This is a genomic window from Glutamicibacter sp. BSL13 (assembly GCF_052928425.1).
On sequence record NZ_JAVGCZ010000008.1, the window covers coordinates 1 to 19,625 of the forward strand.

17 protein-coding genes are annotated in these 19,625 nt (G+C 57.3%); 3 read left to right on the forward strand and 14 right to left on the reverse strand.

Annotated elements, in window-relative coordinates; genetic code table 11:
• Positions 1 to 285: signal recognition particle receptor subunit alpha (locus RCJ92_RS02415; RefSeq protein WP_446753668.1), on the reverse strand; the 285-nt coding region annotated here is incomplete at its 3' end.
• A gap of 178 nt (positions 286 to 463) precedes the next feature.
• Here RCJ92_RS02415 and RCJ92_RS02420 point away from each other — a divergent pair.
• The gene (locus tag RCJ92_RS02420; protein ID WP_446753669.1) at positions 464 to 1,168 is read left to right on the forward strand and encodes a DNA-3-methyladenine glycosylase; all 705 of its coding nucleotides are present in this window, start codon (positions 464 to 466) and stop codon (positions 1,166 to 1,168) included.
• Positions 1,169 to 1,246: 78 nt separating this feature from the next.
• On the opposite strand, the gene RCJ92_RS02425 is transcribed toward RCJ92_RS02420, so the two are convergent.
• The 5 genes from RCJ92_RS02425 to ftsY form a co-directional block, all read right to left on the reverse strand.
• The gene (locus RCJ92_RS02425) at positions 1,247 to 2,464 is read right to left on the reverse strand and encodes an ammonium transporter (RefSeq protein ID WP_446753670.1); all 1,218 of its coding nucleotides are present in this window, start codon (positions 2,462 to 2,464) and stop codon (positions 1,247 to 1,249) included.
• A gap of 290 nt (positions 2,465 to 2,754) precedes the next feature.
• Positions 2,755 to 3,366: a 4Fe-4S single cluster domain-containing protein gene (locus RCJ92_RS02430; protein WP_446753671.1), complete on the reverse strand. Its 612-nt coding sequence runs from the start codon at positions 3,364 to 3,366 to the stop codon at positions 2,755 to 2,757.
• Positions 3,366 to 3,839, reverse strand: a complete 474-nt coding sequence (locus tag RCJ92_RS02435; protein ID WP_360027604.1) for a helix-hairpin-helix domain-containing protein — start codon at positions 3,837 to 3,839, stop codon at positions 3,366 to 3,368. The genes RCJ92_RS02430 and RCJ92_RS02435 overlap by 1 nt, the downstream gene beginning before the upstream one ends.
• A gap of 10 nt (positions 3,840 to 3,849) precedes the next feature.
• Positions 3,850 to 4,326 carry an acyltransferase family protein gene (locus RCJ92_RS02440; protein WP_446753672.1) on the reverse strand — a complete coding sequence of 159 codons (477 nt, stop codon included), beginning with the start codon at positions 4,324 to 4,326 and terminating at the stop codon, positions 3,850 to 3,852.
• Positions 4,327 to 4,829: 503 nt separating this feature from the next.
• Positions 4,830 to 6,017 carry a signal recognition particle-docking protein FtsY gene (gene ftsY, locus RCJ92_RS02445; RefSeq protein WP_446753673.1) on the reverse strand — a complete coding sequence of 396 codons (1,188 nt, stop codon included), beginning with the start codon at positions 6,015 to 6,017 and terminating at the stop codon, positions 4,830 to 4,832.
• 118 nt (positions 6,018 to 6,135) lie between these two features.
• On the opposite strand from ftsY, the gene RCJ92_RS02450 reads away from it, so the two are divergent.
• Positions 6,136 to 7,395 (forward strand): MFS transporter, encoded by a 1,260-nt coding sequence (locus RCJ92_RS02450; RefSeq protein ID WP_446753674.1) that lies wholly within the window; start codon positions 6,136 to 6,138, stop codon positions 7,393 to 7,395.
• On the opposite strand, the gene smc is transcribed toward RCJ92_RS02450, so the two are convergent.
• Positions 7,392 to 10,958 carry a chromosome segregation protein SMC gene (gene smc / locus RCJ92_RS02455; RefSeq protein ID WP_446753675.1) on the reverse strand — a complete coding sequence of 1,189 codons (3,567 nt, stop codon included), beginning with the start codon at positions 10,956 to 10,958 and terminating at the stop codon, positions 7,392 to 7,394. The two genes, RCJ92_RS02450 and smc, sit on opposite strands and share 4 nt — an antisense overlap.
• 130 nt (positions 10,959 to 11,088) lie before the next feature.
• On the opposite strand from smc, the gene RCJ92_RS02460 reads away from it, so the two are divergent.
• Positions 11,089 to 11,934 (forward strand): serine hydrolase domain-containing protein, encoded by an 846-nt coding sequence (locus RCJ92_RS02460; RefSeq protein ID WP_446753676.1) that lies wholly within the window; start codon positions 11,089 to 11,091, stop codon positions 11,932 to 11,934.
• A 13-nt stretch (positions 11,935 to 11,947) separates the two neighbouring features.
• Here the strand turns inward: RCJ92_RS02460 and mutM are convergent, their stop codons facing one another.
• The 7 genes from mutM to RCJ92_RS02495 form a co-directional block, all read right to left on the reverse strand.
• Complete coding sequence (gene mutM / locus RCJ92_RS02465; protein ID WP_446753677.1) at positions 11,948 to 12,871, reverse strand: bifunctional DNA-formamidopyrimidine glycosylase/DNA-(apurinic or apyrimidinic site) lyase; 924 nt, start codon at positions 12,869 to 12,871, stop codon at positions 11,948 to 11,950.
• Positions 12,872 to 12,887: 16 nt separating this feature from the next.
• Complete coding sequence (gene rnc, locus RCJ92_RS02470; RefSeq protein ID WP_446753678.1) at positions 12,888 to 13,586, reverse strand: ribonuclease III; 699 nt, start codon at positions 13,584 to 13,586, stop codon at positions 12,888 to 12,890.
• A gap of 2 nt (positions 13,587 to 13,588) precedes the next feature.
• Positions 13,589 to 13,792: a 50S ribosomal protein L32 gene (gene rpmF / locus RCJ92_RS02475; protein ID WP_013348816.1), complete on the reverse strand. Its 204-nt coding sequence runs from the start codon at positions 13,790 to 13,792 to the stop codon at positions 13,589 to 13,591.
• Between the two features lie 2 nt (positions 13,793 to 13,794).
• Positions 13,795 to 14,316 carry a YceD family protein gene (locus RCJ92_RS02480; RefSeq protein WP_446753679.1) on the reverse strand — a complete coding sequence of 174 codons (522 nt, stop codon included), beginning with the start codon at positions 14,314 to 14,316 and terminating at the stop codon, positions 13,795 to 13,797.
• Positions 14,317 to 14,511: 195 nt separating this feature from the next.
• A complete protein-coding gene (locus RCJ92_RS02485; RefSeq protein WP_446753680.1) occupies positions 14,512 to 16,155 on the reverse strand; it encodes a stealth conserved region 3 domain-containing protein in 1,644 nt (547 codons plus the stop codon).
• Positions 16,152 to 18,890, reverse strand: coding sequence for a stealth conserved region 3 domain-containing protein (locus tag RCJ92_RS02490; protein ID WP_446753681.1), 2,739 nt, complete (start codon positions 18,888 to 18,890; stop codon positions 16,152 to 16,154). The genes RCJ92_RS02485 and RCJ92_RS02490 overlap by 4 nt, the downstream gene beginning before the upstream one ends.
• Positions 18,887 to 19,537 carry a hypothetical protein gene (locus RCJ92_RS02495; protein WP_446753682.1) on the reverse strand — a complete coding sequence of 217 codons (651 nt, stop codon included), beginning with the start codon at positions 19,535 to 19,537 and terminating at the stop codon, positions 18,887 to 18,889. Before RCJ92_RS02495 ends, RCJ92_RS02490 begins: the two co-directional genes overlap by 4 nt.
• Between the last annotated feature and the right edge of the window lie 88 nt (positions 19,538 to 19,625).

Sequence of the window (19,625 nt, forward strand, 5' to 3'; positions counted from 1 at the left end):
CAGGTTGATGCGGCGGGTCTGCCCACCCAGGATCTCAACGAGCTCGTCGTTGACGATCTTCACAACCTGCTGGCCCGGGTTCAGTGCCTCGGAGACCTCGGCGCCCAGGGCACGTTCCTTGATCTGGGCCACGAAGGCGCGCACCACCGGCACGGCGACGTCCGCATCCAACAGGGCCCGTCGGATCTCCCGGACGGTACCGTCAATATCGGCCTCGGTGAGCTTGCCCTTGCCGCGCAGGTTCTTGAAGGTGGCTGTCAGGCGATCGGAGAGTGAATTAAACACGTGCCGGGCACTTCTTTCGGTAGGTCGTGTGGTGCGCGAAGCAAAGCGCACAGGACTCAACCATCAAGAATATCAATAACCCGGCCCGGTTCGGCACCGATTCGCCGCCAGCGTGAAGAACTCAACGCAAAATCACCGCCGCCACCGGTGCCCGGCCGGTCAATGCCATACTGGCCTCATGGATCGCGAACTGTTCACCGCCCACGGCCTTGAGGTCGCACCCCAGCTGCTCGGTGCCCGCCTGAGCGTCCAAAGCCCCGAGGGTGTTGTTACCCTGCGGATCACTGAGACCGAGGCCTATCACGGGGTGGGTACCCCGTCGCCCTATGATCCCGGCTCGCATTCGAAGGACCGCAAGACCGAACGCAACGCCTCCATGTTCGGCCCTCCCGGCCACGCCTACGTGTACCTGAGCTACGGGGTGCACTACGCCATCAACCTGGTCTGCTCCCCCACCGGCACCGCCTCGGCGGTGCTGCTGCGGGCCGGGGAAATCATGGAGGGTGAAGAGCTGGCCGTTGAACGCCGCACCGCCAAACGCCACCAGGCGGCCAATGGCCGCTCGCCCGCGCCCATCAGCCACGCGCAGCTGGCCCGCGGACCGGGAAACCTGGGTACGGCACTGGGCATCACCCGGGCCGAACATGACGGGCTGGACCTGTTCACTGCCCCGTTCCACCTGGAACTGCCCTCCCAGCGGGTAGAAAACATTGCCCACGGCCCCCGGGTAGGGGTCGCCGGGAGCGCCGGCGGCACCAATTTCCCGTGGCGGTTCTGGATTCCCGGGGATCCGACCGTGTCCGCCTTCCGCCCCGGACGCAACGCCGCTGCCTGGCGCCACGATCCGGTACGCGATGCCTTTAGCTGGGACACCACTTCCTGAACGCCGCCCCGGGTGGGAAACCGACGACTACTGCCAGTTCCCCACCCAGGAACGCCAGGTTGATTCAGCACGGCCCGGTCAGCGCACCAGCTGGTAGCCGGACTCCTGGTGCTCGGCCGCATCAATGCCAGCGACCTCCGTGGAGCCATCGACCCTCCAGCCGATGAGCTTGTCCACGAACACGGCAATCACCCAGGTGACGGTGGCCGAGAAAACCACCACCACCAGACAGGTCACCAGCTGGGAGACCAGCAGCGCCGGCCCGCCACCGTAGATCAGGCCAGCCGGCTCCTCCAGCCCCGGCAGCGCCACCAACCCCAGGGCCAGGGTGCCGACCACGCCGGCCACCAGGTGCACCCCGACGACGTCCAACGAGTCGTCATAGCCCAGCTTCCACTTCAAGTTCACCGCCCAGGCCGCGGCCATCCCGGCCACCAGACCCAGCAGCAGCGCCGCCCACGGCGCCACATTGGCGCAGGCCGGGGTAATGGCGACCAGTCCGGCCACAAGGCCGGAGGCCACTCCCACCGAGGTAGGACGCTGGCCGCGCAGTTTCTCCACCAGGATCCACCCGAGCACCGCGGCGCCGGGAGCAATGAGGGTATTGACCCAGATCAGTCCCGCCTGCTCCACGGTGGTCGCAGCGCCTGCGTTGAAGCCGAACCACCCGAACCAGAGCAGAGCTGCTCCCAGCATCACCAGCGGCGTGTTGTGCGGCTGCGGGCGGTCATGAAAATTGTGTCGCGGTCCAAGCTTCAGGGCCAGCACCAGGGCCGCCACACCGGCGTTCGTGTGGATCACCGCCCCGCCGGCGAAATCAATGGCCTCACCAAAGCGCTGACCCAGCCATCCGTCGGCATCCAGCAAACCCCCGCCCCACACCCAGAAGGCGACCGGTGCGTAGACCAGGGAGACCCACACCGGGACAAACAGCAGCCAGGCCCCGAACCGACTGCGGTCGGCAATCGCCCCGGAAATAATGGCCACGGCGATCATCGCAAACGCGCCGGCAAAGCCGACGGGCAACAGATCGGCCATGTCGGTGCCCAGCAAGGCAAAATCATTCAGCGGCGCACCGAGGAGGCCACCTAACATCGGCTCGCCGGACGCCAGCGAGTAGCCCCACAGTACCCAGACCACCGCCGTCATGGCAGCGGCCGTGAAGCTCATCAACATCATGTTCACGACCCCGGTGGCCCGGGTCATCCCACCGTAAAACAGACCCAGTGCCGGGGTCATCAATACCACCAGGCTTGCGGCCATCAGCGTCCACAACTCGGCTGTCGAAATCTCCATCGCCTTCACCATCACCTTCGCAAAAGTGTCTCTTTGCTTGATTGCAAGGGGCGGTACACATCCTTGGGCATCCCCACGAACTTAATCTTGCTGGTAAGTTGTTTCGACGGGGTGCTGGTCTGCGTTTCGGTTTGATGACAAAAATGGTCGGCCTGTAACGGCTGCGGGTCACGGCGGTTACGGGGATGTTACTCCCAAAAATACCGATGGCGGTCGGGGAACACATACGTGTTCCCCGACCGCCGCACGTTGGTAGCCGATAGAGTTGTTCGAACCTCACAACGTCGGTGTCAGGAACCCCGCCGACGCAATAGGCCACTTTGGGCTGAGAACTCACGAAGGTTTTCACTGTCCAGAAAACCACCGAGCTCCACTGTCCCGTCCGGATGGATTCTCACATCCACTCGGTTTGGTGCCCAGACCGGGTCGTAGTCTTCGTAGCGGGCGCTGAGGTGGATGAAACGCTGGTTGGCTGAACCGATCAGCGCGCGTTCTGTCTCCGGTTCATCCTCCCGGTAGGGACCGTCCACCAGCAGATCCGTGGCGTCGATCAGTCGCGCCGCGTCCGGGTCCCGGTTCTGAAGGGACTCCATGGTGTAACCGGTGAAGGTGAGCACTCCCAGCCCCGCTGCCTGGGCTGCCTCCGCCAGGTCCGCTCCGGCGGCCGCCTGGTCAAAGGGTTCCCCTCCAATCAGAGTGATGCCCTCAACCTCATGCTGTTGGGCCTCGGCAATAATGTCACCGACTTCCCGCAGTGTTCCCCCGCGTTCGGTGAATAGGTGCGGGTTGATGCAGCCCTTACAGCGAATGGAGCACCCCTGCACCCAGATGGCGCTGCGCAGATGCGGGCCTTCGGCCCGAGTGGCATGCAGGACCCGGGCCACCCTCAGTGCACTGGGCACTACAGGTCCAGGGTCCGAGTGCCGCGCCGGTTACTGCGCGTGGGGTTGCCGGAGAATTCCAGCCTGGAACGCAACGGGAGCAGGACGTGCGGCGCCACCCCGCTGGATTCCAGCAGTTCCTCAAAACTGTTGAAAGAGCCGATGCGTTTGCGTGCTGAAAGAATGGAATCAATATCGGACGGCCGTAGGCCCAGCGCCCGCAGTTGCGCCGGGCGTGCCTGGTTGACCTCCACGTTGCCCGTGAACTCCTCCCGCACGGGGAGTTGATATCCGGCAGTGATGTCAGGGGAAGTAGACGCCCTGGCCTGGGAGAAGCCAGACCTTGTGCCCTGTGCCGGAGCCGCTGCCTTCCCGGTGGACGAGGTGTTGGTTGTGGTCCACCATTGCTGGTCCTGTTGCTGTCCCAGCAGCGGTTCTTGGGTCCGCTGGCGCTGCGGCTGCCCGTAGCGGGAGCGCACCTCCGCCGGCACCATCGGAGAAGTCTCAATCAGAAAGCGCAACCAGCGCGGGTTCAGTGCCAGGGCGACAATCGCCGACACCGCCGAGTACCGCAGCGCGGGGTTTGATGCCTGCACGCAGCGCCCCGAGCACCAGCAGACCAATCATGATCGGCCAGATGAAGTAGAACTGTTCTTCGACGGACAGGGACCAGAAATGCTGGAAGGGGCTCTCGGCCTCACCTTCGGCCATGTAGTCCACGCTCGTTCCGGCGAGGTACCAGTTCTGGAAATAGAAGGTGGAGGCCAACCCCTGCAGGCCCCAGTCCCGCCAGACGGTGGCAGGTGCCACAGCCCAGACCGCGAGAATGCTTGAGAGGATCACCAAGAACGAGGCAGGCAGCAGCCGGCGAACCCGCCGCATCCAGAATTTGCCAACGTCTTTCGCCGTGCGGGGCGGCTTGCTGACCAAATGCGCGGTGATCAGAAAACCGGAGATCACAAAGAAAACGTCCACGCCCACGAACCCCCCCGGTGAGCCGGTGCGGCCAAAAGTGGTAGAGCACCACGACGCTGACCGCCAGGGCACGCAACCGCTGAATGTCTCCCCGAAAACTGGGCCGGGGTTCGATAGGCGGTGCAGGCAGGCTCGTGCTCAGCTGCTGGCTCACAGACAGTGGTCCTTCGTGTTGGTGACACAGACGCGCATTGACCCGCAGAAAAGTCGCTCAATGCCTTTGGACAGCCGGAATTCCAACGATCCTGCGCATAGTTTTTACCCGACTTCTCTGGGAAAAGGCTTGGGTAAGTGTCACACGACGTCGCACGGGCAGCTCTACTTCCCCGGATTCTCAGGGCTCCCTCCATGCATCCGGATGCGACACGCCGAAATAGCATTGAGCCGCTGGCGCCTCGCTTCTGTCCCGTTCCCGCCGAGTAGGAGTCCCTCTCAGCTGTTTCGTGTTGCTCACGGTCATTTAAATGATTCAGCACCCCGGCTACTGCCGAGGTGCTGAAGTTACGTGGCTACCCTTCGAGCAGGGCGTCCACGAACTCTTCGGGGTCAAACGGGGCAAGGTCATCCGGACCTTCGCCGAGCCCCACCAACTTGACCGGTACTCCCAACTGCCGCTGGATGGCCACGACGATGCCACCCTTGGCGGTACCGTCCAGCTTGGTCAACACGATGCCGGAGACGTTGACGACCTCCGAGAACACCTTGGCCTGTGACAGTCCGTTCTGGCCGGTGGTGGCGTCCAGCACGAGCAGGACCTCATCAACAGTGGCCTTCTTTTCCACCACGCGTTTGATCTTGCCCAGTTCATCCATCAGGCCGACCTTGTTCTGCAGTCGTCCCGCGGTGTCGATCATGACGATGTCCACCTGCTGGTCGATGCCCGCGGCAACGGCTTCATAGGCCACCGAGGCCGGGTCAGCGCCATCGATTTCGGAGCGGACGGTGGGAACGCCAACCCGGTCACCCCAGGTCGCCAGCTGCTCTGCCGCGGCGGCGCGGAAGGTATCTGCCGCTCCCAGCAGCACGTCCTTGTCCTCGGCGACCAGCACACGGGCCATCTTGCCGATGGTGGTGGTCTTGCCAACGCCGTTGACACCGACCACCATCAGGATGCTCGGGCGGTCCGGGTGCGGCTCCGGTAGGTAGTTGCGGTCCATGGTGGGATCCACCAGCTTCAGCAGTTCCTCGCGCAACATTGCCTTGACGCGGGCCGGGTCCTTGCTGCCCTCGATCTTGACCCGCTCACGCAATGCGTCAACGAGTTCGAGGGTCGGTTCGGTTCCCAGGTCTGCCATGAGCAGGTTTTCTTCGATCTCGTCCCAAACGTCATCATCGATGTTGTCCTGGCTGAGCAGGGCCAACAGACCCTTGGAGAAAACGTTATTCGACTTTGTCAGTCGGGCACGCAGACGGGCCAGACGGCCCTGCACCGGTGCCGGAACCTCCAGCTGGAGCGCCGGCTCTTCTTCAACCGTCGGTGCCGTTGCGCCAGTAGCTGGAGCCTCGGGAGCCAGCGTGTCGGTGTCCGGGCGTTCCTCGGTGAGGGTTCCGGTACCGGCCGGCGGATCATTAGCGTCGCGTTCGCTGGTGTAGGGGGTCTTGGGTTTGCGGCCCTTGGAAACCAACGCGATGGTTCCAATGCCGACGATCGCTATGACTGCGATCACGATGATTATGGTCAAAAGCTGATCTGTCACGTTTAGAATCATCTCACAGACTATGATGTTGGCTGGCAGTTCAATCCGTTAACACTCCCCTGACAAGGAAGCTGGTTAGCCCGCGCTGCCCGGTACGGATTCAGCGGGCAAAGCACATATGCCCAAGATTGCTCCACGCACCGAACGCCTGCGGGTTCCCCGCGAGATCACCATTCTACTGATTGCCGCGTTCATCATTGCCCTCGGTTTCGGCTTGATTGCCCCCATCCTTCCGCAGTACGCGGTGAGCTTTGATGTGGGCGCAGCAGCCGCCAGCATCATTGTCAGCATCTTTGCGTTTGCGCGGCTGATTTTCGCGCCCGTGGCCGGAGTACTGACCGCCAAGCTGGGCGAACCGAAAATCTATGTGACCGGAGTGTCGCTGGTTGCCGTGTCCACCTTGCTGTGTGCCGCGGTCCAGGACTACACACAGCTATTGGTTGTCCGTGGGCTTGGCGGTTTTGGTTCCACCATGTTCACGATCTCGGCCATGGCGCTCATCGCCCGTTTGGCGCCGGAAGGATCACGCGGCCGAATTTCAGGGATGTACGCCGGCGCGTTCCTGCTGGGCAATGTCATGGGACCAGTCTTCGGCAGCCTGCTGGCCCCCTTTGGAATGCGCCTGCCCTTCCTCATCTATGGTGTGGCGCTGTTGATCGCCGCAGCCGTGGTGTACGTTGCCCTGGCACGCAAACCGGTGCAGGAAAAACTTGAAGACAACGAAGTGGCTGAGCCGAGCGCGCCTGTACCGGTGCTGACCACCCGTGAAGCTCTGCGCTCCCCCACCTTCCGCGCGGCGATGGCCTCCGGTTTCAGCTACGGTTGGCTGGCCTTCGGCATCCGCACCTCAATGATCCCCCTCTTTGCCCTGGCGGTCTTCGGTGAGGGAACCGGCCAACGCGTGGCAGGTATTTCCCTGGCGATTTTCGCCGTGGGCAATGGTGTCGCCCTGACGTTCTCCGGAAAGCTGACCGACGCGATTGGACGCAAGAAGCCGGTCCTTCTTGGCATGGGCATTCTGCTCTCCTCCATCGTGCTGATGGGCTACTTCACTTCCTTGCCGGCCTTCATCATCTTTTCCATCCTCGCCGGTTTCGGTGGCGGCATCCTGGGTCCCGCCCAGCAGGCAGCCGTAGCGGATGTCATTGGGGCTGGGCGTAACGGTGGCAAGGCGTTGGCAGGATTCCAAATGGCCACCGACTTGGGTGCGATCATCGGACCGCTTATCGCCGGGCTTATGGCAGATCACATTAACTACCAAGTGGCGTTGAGCGCTTCAGGCGCCGTATGTCTAGTGGGTGTCGTGGCGTGGTTGTTCACCCCGGCTACCGTCCCCGCCGTGCGGCAGCCGTCCGGGAATGAAGAGCACGAACACTAGATACGTTGGTGATCCATCTTCTGGCTAATCACCGTGGTGACGCCGTCTCCACGCATGGTTACTCCATAGAGCGCATCCGCCACTTCCATGGTCTTCTTCTGGTGGGTAATCACGATGAGCTGCGAGGATTCGCGCAACTCTTCGAAGATGGTGATCAACCGTCCCAGGTTCACGTCATCCAGCGCTGCTTCAACTTCGTCCATTACATAGAACGGAGACGGTCTGGCCTTGAAGATGGCGACCAGCAACGCCACTGCGGTGAGGGAGCGTTCTCCACCGGAGAGGAGGGAGAGTCGCTTGATTTTCTTGCCGGCAGGGCGGGCTTCGACTTCAATACCAGTGGTTAACATATTGTCGGGGTCGGTCAGGACAAGTTGTCCCTCGCCGCCCGGGAACAGTCGGTCAAAAATTCTCTTGAATTGGGTTGCCGTGTCGTTGTAGGCCTCGGTGAACACTCGTTCAACATGATCGTCAACGTCTTGAATGATTTGTTCTAGGTCTGCTCGGGATTTCTTCAAGTCATCAAGTTGCCCGGAGAGAAACTTGTGTCGCTCCTCCAATGCAGCGAACTCCTCCAAGGCCAGGGGGTTGACCTTGCCCAGTGCACCCAGATCGCGTTCGGCCTTCTTCAGCCGCTTTTCCTGCTCCACGCGGTCAAAGGGTTTGGTTCCTACAGGATTGCCGTCCTCGTCAACGCTCTGACGCAGTTCGGCCCATTTATCCTCCGGATCAAACGCTTCGGGAATCAGCTGATCAGGACCGTAGTTCTCGATCAAGTATTCCGGGGTATACCCCAGTTCCTCTAGCGCGCGGTTTTCAACGTTCTCAATGCGCATCCGTAGTTCGGCGCGCGCCATTTCATCACGGTGCGCGGCATCCGATAGGCGCGTTAATTCCGCTGAAAGTTTCTCAACCTCGGCGCGCTGGGTGCTGAGCAGCTCCTCGATCTCGTTCTTGTGTTCCTGCAGCTCGCGGCGCTCGCTGTCGGTCATCTGGACAGAAACGTCAATGAACTGCAGGATTCGAGTCGCTGCGGCTTCCACCTGGGCGGCGTTCGTCGCCTGGGCACGGCGCTCTTCGGCTCTCCGCGCAGCTACTTCGCGATGGGTCCGTTCGGCTGCTGCCGTGCGTTTGAGTCCTTCGATACGGGAGCGCAGGGCCGTGACGCGCTCTTCACTGCTGCGCAGTGCCAGGCGCGCTTCCAGTTCCTGCTGACGTGCGGCAGCGGCCGCATCCGCCAAGGCAGCCCGCGACGCATCATCAACGGATTCGTCTTCGTGATCTTCGGACGCCATCTCCATGCGCTCGGTGATCTCTTCGAGCGATTCCTGCTCGATGCTCAGCTTTTCCTCCGCCGCGACAATTCTTGCGCGTAGGGTCTGACGCTGTGCCTCGGCATTGCGCAGCTTCTCCCCCAACTCGGCCAGATAACTGGTGAGCTCGATAATGCCCGCGTCGGAATCCCGCAGGGCAGCGAGCGCTTCATCGTGAGCGCTTTCAGAGGCGTGAAGCGCCGGTTCCCGCTCGGCGAGTTCACGTTCCAGACGCTGCAGTTCTGAACTTGTTTGGCTCAGTTCTGTTTGGGTCGATTCGATCAATGCCTGCTGGGCAATTAGGGAAGCGCCTGCGCTGTTGCCCACGGAGCTACGTGCCGCGGATACGTTGATTCCGTCAAAGGTGGTGAAGCAGGCATCCGCAAATTGGAGTGCCATTTCGCGGGCGGTGTTCAAGTCCTCGACAATGTAGTGGTTGGCGAGCAGCCGGTCCAGTAGTGAGGCGATTTCCGGGCGGCTGGTCACGACCTCGCGGGCAGTGATGAGACCGTCGATGCGGGGCACTACTGACTCACCGTTGGCCGATACATGGATCAACGAGACGTTCGCTTCTTGTTGATCGGAGAGTTCTTCGATCAAGTCCAAGGCACCGGTAAAGTCAGAGGCGACGAGCGCTTCGGAGCTATCCCGAAGGATAGTTGAGATGGCCTTTTCATAGCCATCGGCTGTGGAGATCAGTTCTCCTAGCCGTCCCAGCAAGAGCTCGCCGTGTGCTGCGAGGAGTTCTGCGGATGAATCGTCCTGGGCGTTCAACTTCAGCGCTTCGAGGCGCGAGGTAAGCCCGGAAACCCGAACGGATAGTTCACGCTCTCGCTCCGAGGCCACGCGTTGCGCATGCTGTAGGGCATGGAACTCTCCCGCGGCGTCCTCATACGCACTGTTCAGGTCCTCTTCGGCCTCCTGCCGTTCCGCGAGTTCCTGGGACAAGGATTCAAAGGATTGGCGGTCGGCGGCAAGGTTTGCGTCAAACGACTGGTCACTGTCCTTGAGCCGGACGATTTCTGCGCTGGTGACATCCACTCGGCTTCGTGCGGAGGCGACCTGGGAAGCTAAACGTGCCATGCCTTCGCGGCGGTCGGCTGCCGCGCGCAGCAGGGAGGCCATTCGCTGTTGTTCAGCGCGTGCGGCTTCTTCGGCGGTTTCCTTTGCCTCGACGGCTTCAGCGAGGATCTCATGACGGTCCTCAACTGCTTCTTCTAGTTCGGCGAGTTCGTCACCCAGCCGCTCGGCCTGGGCGTCCAAACGGTCGGGGTCCCGGTTGCTGTCGAAGTGCGTTGGGTTTGATGCCAGCAGTGAGGAGCGTTCTCGCGCCAACGCGGCCATGGACCGGTAGCGCTCCTGCAGGGTTGTGAGGCTAACCCAGGTTCCCTGGATTCTGGCAAGACGCGGGGTGGCCTGCGATAGCTTCGCTTCGAGATTCCCCACATACTGGCGTGCGTGCTCCAGCTGGGAACTGGTCTCCCGCTGCGCAGCCTGGATTTTAGCTTCGTCGTTGATGTCCTGGGCCAACTTGTTGTTCAGCGTCACCAGGTCATCAGCAAGCAGGCGTGCCTTGGCATCCCGCACCTCCAGTTGAACGCTTTGGGCACGACGGGCGATTTTGGCCTGGCGTCCCAACGGCGCCAATTGTCGGCGTACTTCCGCACTCAGGTCTTCCAGGCGGTCCAGGTTTCCCTGCATGGCCTGGAGCTTGCGCAAGGTCTTTTCCTTGCGCCGACGGTGCTTGAGCACTCCGGCGGCTTCTTCAATGAAACCGCGCCGGTCTTCGGCAGTGGCGTGCAGGATTCTGTCGAGCTGCCCCTGGCCTACAATGACGTGCATTTCGCGACCGAGCCCGGAATCGGACAAGAGTTCCTGAATATCCAAAAGGCGGCAGGAGTTTCCATTGATCGCGTATTCTGAACCCCCGGACCGGAACAACGTGCGTGAGATCGTGACTTCGGCATAGTCGATGGGCAACTGGCCATCGGTGTTGTCTATGGTCAGGGAAACGTGGGCACGACCCAACGGTGGACGTCCGGAGGTGCCGGCAAAAATGACATCCTCCATCTTGCCACCACGCAGCGTTTTGGCTCCCTGTTCCCCCATCACCCACGCTAGCGCGTCCACCACGTTGGATTTGCCGGACCCATTGGGGCCAACCACCGCAGTGACACCCGGTTCAAACTCAAAGGTCGTCGCCGAGGCAAAAGACTTGAACCCGCGTACGGTAAGTGTCTTTAGATGCACGGTGGAGGATTCCTGAGTTCTGTGTTGGGGTTATAGGCTGGTGCTGGCTCGTCAAGAACCACGAGAGGCTTAGTGAGGCAATTCTATCGAAGCCCACCCCACAACCGGGGAACGCGGCGCGAAGGACTGCATGAAAGTAAGCGAAGAGATTGGAATCCAAGTGAGTGTTCTTTCGCAGATTGAGCAATGGCCTGCCGACAATGCTGTCAGCACCGTGATCGATGGTTCCGGGCAGGTGTTTGATTCTGTCGGTGACCTAAACCGCAAGTACCCGCTGGCCTCGGTGACCAAGTTGCTGAGCGCCTATGCCTTCCTGCTTGCCCTGGAAGAAGAAGCCATCAGTCTGGACGACCCTGCGGGCCCCGAAGGCTCCACAGTGCATCACCTGCTGGCCCACACCTCCGGCTATGACTTCGACAGTGAAACCATCCGCTTCAAGCCAGGCGGCCGCCGTGGATACTCCAATACTGGGTTCGAGGTACTGGCTGAGCACCTGCAGCGTTCCAGCGGCATTGCCTTTTCGGAATACATTTCAGAAGCGCTGTTCCTCCCATTGGGAATGAACGACACCACGTTGGATGGCAGCAGCGCCAAGGATGGGATCTCGACCGCGGCAGATCTGTCCCGATTTGCGGCGGAACTGCTCACCCCCACCCTGCTGGCATCAGAAACGTTGAAGAACGCCACCTCGGTTCATTTCCCGGACAGGAGTGGCATCTTGCCCGGCTATGGACGCCAAGAACCCAATGACTGGGGACTTGGCTTTGAGATACGCGGAACCAAGAATCCGCATTGGACCGGCAAGGATCATCCGGCGACGACCTTCGGCCACTTCGGCCAATCCGGAACCTTTCTCTGGGTTGACCCTGAGCACAGGCTGGCCTGTGTCACGCTGACTGATAAGGCTTTCGGCCCCTGGGCTGCCGAGAGGTGGAGCGATTACAACAACGGAGTATTGCAGGAGTTCTCGCGCTGAATCGGCAGGATGTCTAACGACGGCGGGGGCGGGGCTGGCAGACAGGGCAGGTGAATGAGGAACGCCCCATAAAGGCGTCGCGACGAATCAATGAAGTTCGGTCATTGTTGGCACAGCGAGCACATTCTCTGCCCTCCCGGCCGTAGGCGTTGAGCGAGCGGTCAAAATATCCGCTGGCTCCATTCACATTGACGTACAGCGAATCGAAGCTTGTGCCCCCGGCGTCCAGTGCGCGAAGCATTACGTCCCGCAGAGCGGCATCCAGCCGTTCAACTTCTGCCCGTCGAATTGTCGCGGTATTCCGGAGCCCTGAGAAACCAGCTTGCCAAAGTGCCTCATCCGCATAGATGTTCCCCACACCCGCGATCACTGTTTGGTCGAGGATAGCCCGCTTGACTTGAGTGGTACGTTTGCGCAGGGCAGCGTAGAGGGACTCGGTGGTCCGGAACGGATCCAATACGTCTCGGGCAATATGGGAGGCCGCTACTGGGATGAGTTCGAGGTCGCTCCCTTGGCCGCCGACTCCCCCATCGGAAGTGCTGACAAGAGGCGAGAGGAACATTCCGCCAAAGATCCGTTGGTCGACAAACCGTAGCTCCCCTGGTTCTTCGCCGCGGGAACTCAGCGATAGACGCACCTTCAAATGTTTTTCATCCGGTGCTTCAGGTTCCTCTATCAACAGCTGCCCGCTCATTCCCAGATGCGCCACGAGCGCAGCGGGTGCCTCCAGCCCAGTCAGGTTCATCCAGAGGAACTTGCCGCGCCGAACTACTGCATCAACACGGCATCCCTGAAGACTTACTACGAAGTCTTCGGCACCGTCCAGGTGCCGTCGCACGGAGCGTGGATCTAGGACTTCGACCGTCTCGAAACTGCGACCGCGTACCCAGGTTTCAAGTCCCCGGCGAACTACTTCGACTTCCGGTTGTTCAGGCATAGCGAAGTGGCGATCCTTAGAGCTGTGGCAAGGTCTGATTGGGATGCATTAGCTTCCAACTAGCCCTGGCGGCTTCCTGTTCCGCTTCCTTCTTGGAGGGCCCCTGCCCCTGGCCCAGCTCGCGTTCCCCAATCCACAAAGTGGCGGTATAGCTGCGGGCGTGGTCCGGGCCGGTTCCCGTGACTTCATAGAGCACGTCCCCGAGTTTGCCGCCAGCTGCTTCTTCCTGGATGACCGTCTTCCAGTCAGTGGCAGCTCCGAGGAGTTCACCATCCTCAAGCATCGGCGTCACCAAACGCAGGATGAGCTCCTTGGCAATATCCATCCCGTGGTTGAGGTACACGGCGCCAAAAATGGCTTCCATGGTATCGGCCAAAATCGAGGACTTGTTTGCCCCGTTGGACTGCTTCTCACCACGACCCAGGTAGATGTGCTGGCCCAGCGCGAGTTGCCGGCCAACCGTAGCCAACGCGCGAGTGCTGACGACAGCCGCGCGGCGCTTCGCGAGGTCCCCTTCCGGCAGGTGAGGCAGCTCATCGTAGAGATACTCGGCGATGCTGAAGCCCAGGATGGAGTCGCCCAAGAACTCTAGACGCTCATTGGTGGGAATCCCGCCGTTTTCATAGGCGTAGGAACGATGGGTTAAAGCAAGACGAAGCGTCTCGGGGTCAATAGTGACCCCGAGACGCTTCAGAAGTTCTTCTTCAGAAGACATATTTAGACGTCTGCGACCTTGCGACCCTTGTACTCAAGGAACAGCTCGGTACCGGCCGAGTCGGTAACGACCTTGGCCTGGTGCGGCAGGCTGTAGGTGACTCGACCGTTTTCAACGGTCTTCACCAGGTTCGGTGCGGTAGCCTTCCACTGAGAACGGCGGGCACGAGTATTCGCACGGGACATCTTCCGCTTTGGAACAGCCACGACTACTTCTCTTCTCTCTCGTCTGACGTTTTACTTTGTGTCGCATCTTCTGCGACTATGTCGGCCAGCTGCGCAAGCGCTGCCCAACGAGGATCAAGGACCTCATGGTGATGCCCAGGATCCTCGTTAAGGTTCTTGCCACATTCGCTGCAAAGCCCTAAACAATCTTCCCGGCATACCGGCTGGAACGGCAGGGCGGTCACCACTGCATTCCGCAGTACCGGGTCAAGGTCGATGAGATCATCGACAACCCAGTACTGGTCTACTTCATCGTCTTGCTCGATTTCGGCATTCTCTTCATAGTAGAAGAGCTCCTGAATATCGGCATCATAATCATACTCGATGGGCGTCAGGCACCGGCCGCATTCACCGGCGATTTCCACGGTGGCTACACCAGAAACCAGAACACCCTCATGTACGGATTCGAGCCGCAGGTCCAAGGAAACCTCGGATCCTTCACGAACACCAATGAGCGCCACGCCCACTTCAGCGGGCGCGGGTACTTGCTCAACGATCGTTGTCATTGCTCCGGGCGCCCGTCCAAGCTCCTTGGTTGAAATAACCAGAGGCGAGCTGCGATCAGGCTCACCGTGTGGCGACCGATCAGAACGCTTTTCGCTGATGATAACTCCTATTGAACATAGACCGACATTTCATCTTAGCCCACGAGTTCTGTAGGAACAAAATTTAACTACCAGAGAGGATCCAACTCCTACATGCTAACGCTCGAAAGAGGACTTGACTGGTAATAGTTGCGAGAGACGCTGAGGAATGGCTTTCTTCACTAGCTCACGCTCTTGTAAGTTCAGAGCTTGAGATCCGTCGTTGATCACAACGCATTGCGTTCGCCTTGTTCTTATAATGCGATCAAGCCGCCGAAGAGCAGCCGGATCAGCCGGATCAATATAGTCATACCGGATCTTTCCAGGAACCGCTTGCCCCTTAGCCAAGCAGTAATTGAAATAGAAAGAACCAGCAAGAGCAATATCCTCCATGGAGCGGAATTTATTCGCGCTCACCTGTGAAATAAGCTCCGGAAATAACAGCTCCAGCTCCTCGAGAATGCTGCGCCTGAGCGGATAGGGCGTATGAAAGAACTTTCTATTCATGGCGGGCAGTCCGATGGATGTAAGGACAGACCTCGCATTTTTAGAAGCAACTGTAGAAACATTATCGCCAGTCGATACGGGCGAAAAATCTACCAACGCCTTCGAATAGAAAACCTTCGATACCCCACTGGGGTGAAAAAAGTTATCAGGCGAAAGCGGAGCTGTAAGTATCATGTCATCATTAAAATATAAGAAATGATCACTTAGACCAGGAATTCGATGAAGGTTTGCTTCAATTGCATGAGAATTAAACACAGGAAGCACTCCATCATCCTTCCAGATATCCTTGTGGTCGATTACGGTTAGCTTGTCATTTTCGTCAACGAATAGCCAATGCGGGACCTGCTGATCGGTTACAAGAAAAATTTTTCGGATCCACGGAGCGTACTGCTCAATCGATCGAAGACAATACCTCAACTCATCAAGTGGTTCGAATCTTGCTACACTTGTGGCATCCTGAACTAGAGCCTTCCCCTCCGAGGCGAGAGCTTCGTTCTTCCGGTCCATCCATTTTGAATCATTCCCGTCCACCCAAGTAATAACGGCATCCACGGGGAAATCTACATGATGACCTGTCGCACTGTTGGCCAGTGCAACCGTGGCCGAAAAGACGTCCTCGTCGATCGCAGGATTCGGTAGTTCCACACACTTGGAATTCCAAGCTCTGCTCAAAAGCACAAGTTCATCGCTTCGAACCTCCCATCTTACTAAATCGATCCCCTGTGCTTCTGTAGCGCAGAAGGAGGAATTAGCAGCAGGAGCTATATATCTGAACAGCCGAATACCACAGAAAACTTTAGAATCTTGTTTGAGATCTTGCACTAACCCCGTGGACGGACTAGTCGTTCCATTCTCAAGAATCGGCTTGTAATACCAAGAACTGAATTCAGCATCATTCTTTAAAGTCTCAAGAAAAGAATCAAAGTCGTCTTCTAACAGGTTAAGTTGGGGGAGAGACCACGGTTTAATATTCAAAGACCAGTACGGAAGCGATGTCTTCTGCAAACGTGCTTCTAAGAATCTCAAATTGTCCGCAGCGGCTCGAGGCAGCGATAGATCAGCATCGATAGTACCTACTCGATAGCCTACAGGGAGTCTGAGCAGACTTTTGAAATTCCGCGCCTCAGCGGAAGAGCATTTAATGCTTATTGAACGTAGCGATGCTTTTTTTTCACTGAGCCGAGAATTGAAGCCTCGCTTTAGACGAGAGCCTACGGTGTGAGCGCGTTCCTGTAGCAACTTGATCCTACTCATTCGGAGTCACCTCCGGATAGTAGAACTATTTCATCGGGAGATGGATAAGGGAAACGACTGCGTAGAAATTGATCAACCATGTGATCTAATTGCTCATCTGTATATATGGAGCTCTCCCCTTCGCCGAAGGTAACAACGTCAAATCGTTCGCTGCGTTGCAGCATGGATAGCTTAGCTTCGATCTTTGCGTCCGACCTTGAGCAAAAGGCATAACGAATACTTCCGGGAATATACTCACGAACAAAATAACCGTAGTACTGCGCAAAAGATGACAACAATGAAATATCGTTTGGACTTCGAAATCTTGATGCCCTCACGGCAGCAAAGATTTGCGGATACTGTGACTCAATCCTTTCGAGGACTGATTTTCGGTGTGGATGCGGCGTATGAAGCATTCCTCGCGTGATGACCTTGCCGAAGTCTTGCAATAATATTCTGCGGTTATTTTGCGCTGCCCACATATGAGGTTCAACGTCCTCTGAACGAGTATCGATCGTAACAGAAGACATGAAGAACTTGGCGGTTCCATTAGCATGGAAGTAAGTTCCAGGATCCTGCATTCGCAATAGTAACGTATCGTCATTCATGTACAAGAAATGCTCGGACAAACCTTCGATTCGGTGCAAAGAAGCCTCGATTGCATGCGAGTTAAACACAGGCAATACAGAGTTATCGGGAAATATTTGTTTGTGTGTGACTACGCGAATATCTGACTCTTCGGAAAGCCATTGCGGAAACTGGTCTGCAGTTACGATATAGATATTACGCACCCAGGGCATAAACGCACGAACACTTCGAACCGAATACCGAAGTTCATCTCTATTCTTAAAGCGCATGCTGCCGGAGGCCAAAGGGTGGCTGTCTAATTCTCTTGTCTCGTATTCACTCTTGGATTGACGCCAGCCCTCGTCACTATCGTCGACCCAAGTGTATACGACATCAATAGGAAAGTTGATATCATCCCATATCGAGGCATCTAGTAACACTCTGCCACGCAGAAAGTCCTGCTCGAACAACCGGTCAACTCCACGGTTGTTTCGGGGTGGAAAGTAGACGTCAGAGCTATTCGCCCATATTTCGACATCTACTGCAAAAACAGAACCGAATGTAAACCGCCGAACTTCATCAGAGACGGGAAAAAATATACGGAATACATTTGCTGTAGAAAGTAAATAATCAGACAGAGAATCGTATGATGGATGCCAATCCTCCTTAGACAGTCGAGAGTTTCCTGCCATCGGTCGCACACAGAGTCCGGCTTCTTCCGAGTGAGCTAAAGAGTGAACAAAAGCGTTCCGGTCCTCTTCTCGAATGGCGAAAGCAGATCGATAATACCCGTAAGTAGGTATTTCGACGGCTGGTATCCCAGATTCTCTCAAAATCGCTTGAACGAAGCAACGGTTGGTTGATCGAGATTTATCAGCTGATAATTCATTGGGTTCTACAAAGGGGACTGAGAAAGCTCGTTCCGAATCCATTTCGTGGCTACGAGGAAGAAGTACTCCCGTGTCCGTTTCCGCCGGAGTCTCAACTGGATGATGAATCTTGGCAAGGTTAACCTCTGCGCGCGTGTCGTTTGGACTGCGTCGGCGAAGCAGACGCTCATACAACCGGACCCACTTTTCATTGATCCTACTAGGAGAGTAATGCTTTGCTGTCTCGATTGATCTGAGGGACATTCGAGCGCGAAGTTCAACGTCCGAGGCCAGGTCTCCCAAAGTCTCAGCGAACGCGGCCACATTATTCAGGGGCACCAGGAACCCATCCTTACCGTGAGTAATCATGTTCCTGGGACCTATCGGACAGTCGTAGGCTACTGTAGGGACTCCCGCTGCTGAAGCCTCCAAGATAACTAGAGGTTGTCCCTCGCTCCGAGACGTCATCGCGTGAATTCCTGCTTCAGCCCACTCCGCTGTGAGATCACTGACCCCTGTGATAATTTCTACAGAATCATGTAGATTAAGATTGCCTACTAGTTCGCGAAGCTTATTTTCTCCCTTTCCTTCACCAAACAACCGTAGAGTCCATCCGGGATGGTCGTCCTTAAATATTGAAAATGCTTCTATCAGTTGATCGAATTGTTTTCCTGGGGCAAAACGGCCAGCAGCCATAATCACGTGGGACTCAGGTGAAGAACGAGGCCTGAATGTGTCAGGAATCGAATTGGGAATAACTGCATTTACGAAACCGGACTCCGGAAAGCGATCCTTAATCCACTCGGCATTTTCGTTGTTGAGGGAAATTACCGCGTCAAGGTCATGTGCGACATTCGCAAGAGGAGTTATCCCAATCCCGCGTTGCATGCTCGCGCGGTGTTCTTGAGCAACGATCACCGTACTGGTTGGAAGAAAATACGACGCTAACATTGCGAGAGCAGGAGTCGTGGTTACAACAATTTCTTCATGAATCTCGCGAATTTTATATTGACATATGATATCGCTAAGCTTGGTAAATTGGTCGTCCCACGCCTCGGGTACTAGTGATGAGGGTTCTTGACTAAGGCGATAGGCCTGTTCTTCAGAAATGCTTCCTGTAAGATCCAAACCGTTGCGATCGACCCAGTACGTGACCTTCACATCGTCAGGTAAACTTCTTCTAAGACGGCCGTTTGTGTGGTAAACGCTATGCACTGATACTTCATGGCCGTACTGAAGCAAACCCAGGATTTGTGACTGAATTGCGTGTTCGGTTCCTGCACTGGTATCCCCAGTAGTCAACAAAAATGAGATCTTCACGCTTTTCGTATTCCCTTCTTAACGACTTTCATTGCCAGGTGAGCATCCTTTGTCCAGTACACTTTGGCTTTGACCACGGCTAGGTCATTTGCCATCCAGAACCAGGGATATATGAGATTCTTTCTAGGTTCTGAAGATACTTTACCTGAGTAGCTAAGACGCGAATCTTTCGCTAAGCCATACCCGCAGTCCCAAAGCGATTCTCCGTCGGGAAATAGAGTCAGTAGCGGCTCAAATTCATTTATCGCGAACGAACTCGCCCCGCTGGCAATAACATTTCCTTTAGCTACTTCTTTCCCGCCGCGACGTCTGAAGACAAGCTGACGAAATTCGTTAGCGTTTTCCTCAATTTCGACTGAACCACTGTGTGTTGTCACAGATATTTTGGCTGGCTGGCTACTTTTTGCCGTTCTGTATATCCATTGAGGGTTACCGAACCTGCCACGGAGAACCTGTAAAATTCGACCAGACAAACCGCTTTGAGAACTAGCAAGGGCGTCAGGCAGTGCGACAGGTAACGTTTGCCCCGAGGAGACTCGAACGACGATTCTACATTTCACCCGATCCGGGACCTCTACCTCGCAATGCAAACCGTGTTGCAGGACGTCTACCACGCGGATCGAATGTCTTGTCTTGTTGTTGCTCAAGAGAGAAACTGTAGTTTGACTCGGATCAATGATATTCCCGCAGTTTACAAGCAAGAAACTGAGTCTTCCTGTCGACGACCACGAGTAG

Bases quoted from the DNA above. Each gene is read 5' to 3' on its own strand.
- RCJ92_RS02420 (WP_446753669.1), top strand. From the start codon at position 464: ATGGATCGCGAACTGTTCACCGCCCACGGCCTTGAGGTCGCACCCCAG.
- RCJ92_RS02425 (WP_446753670.1), bottom strand. From the start codon at position 2,464: ATGGAGATTTCGACAGCCGAGTTGTGGACGCTGATGGCCGCAAGCCTG.
- RCJ92_RS02435 (WP_360027604.1), bottom strand. From the start codon at position 3,839: ATGGTGCCGGCGGAGGTGCGCTCCCGCTACGGGCAGCCGCAGCGCCAG.
- RCJ92_RS02450 (WP_446753674.1), top strand. From the start codon at position 6,136: ATGCCCAAGATTGCTCCACGCACCGAACGCCTGCGGGTTCCCCGCGAG.
- RCJ92_RS02460 (WP_446753676.1), top strand. From the start codon at position 11,089: ATGAAAGTAAGCGAAGAGATTGGAATCCAAGTGAGTGTTCTTTCGCAG.
- mutM (WP_446753677.1), bottom strand. From the start codon at position 12,871: ATGCCTGAACAACCGGAAGTCGAAGTAGTTCGCCGGGGACTTGAAACC.
- rnc (WP_446753678.1), bottom strand. From the start codon at position 13,586: ATGTCTTCTGAAGAAGAACTTCTGAAGCGTCTCGGGGTCACTATTGAC.
- RCJ92_RS02480 (WP_446753679.1), bottom strand. From the start codon at position 14,316: ATGACAACGATCGTTGAGCAAGTACCCGCGCCCGCTGAAGTGGGCGTG.
- RCJ92_RS02485 (WP_446753680.1), bottom strand. From the start codon at position 16,155: ATGAGTAGGATCAAGTTGCTACAGGAACGCGCTCACACCGTAGGCTCT.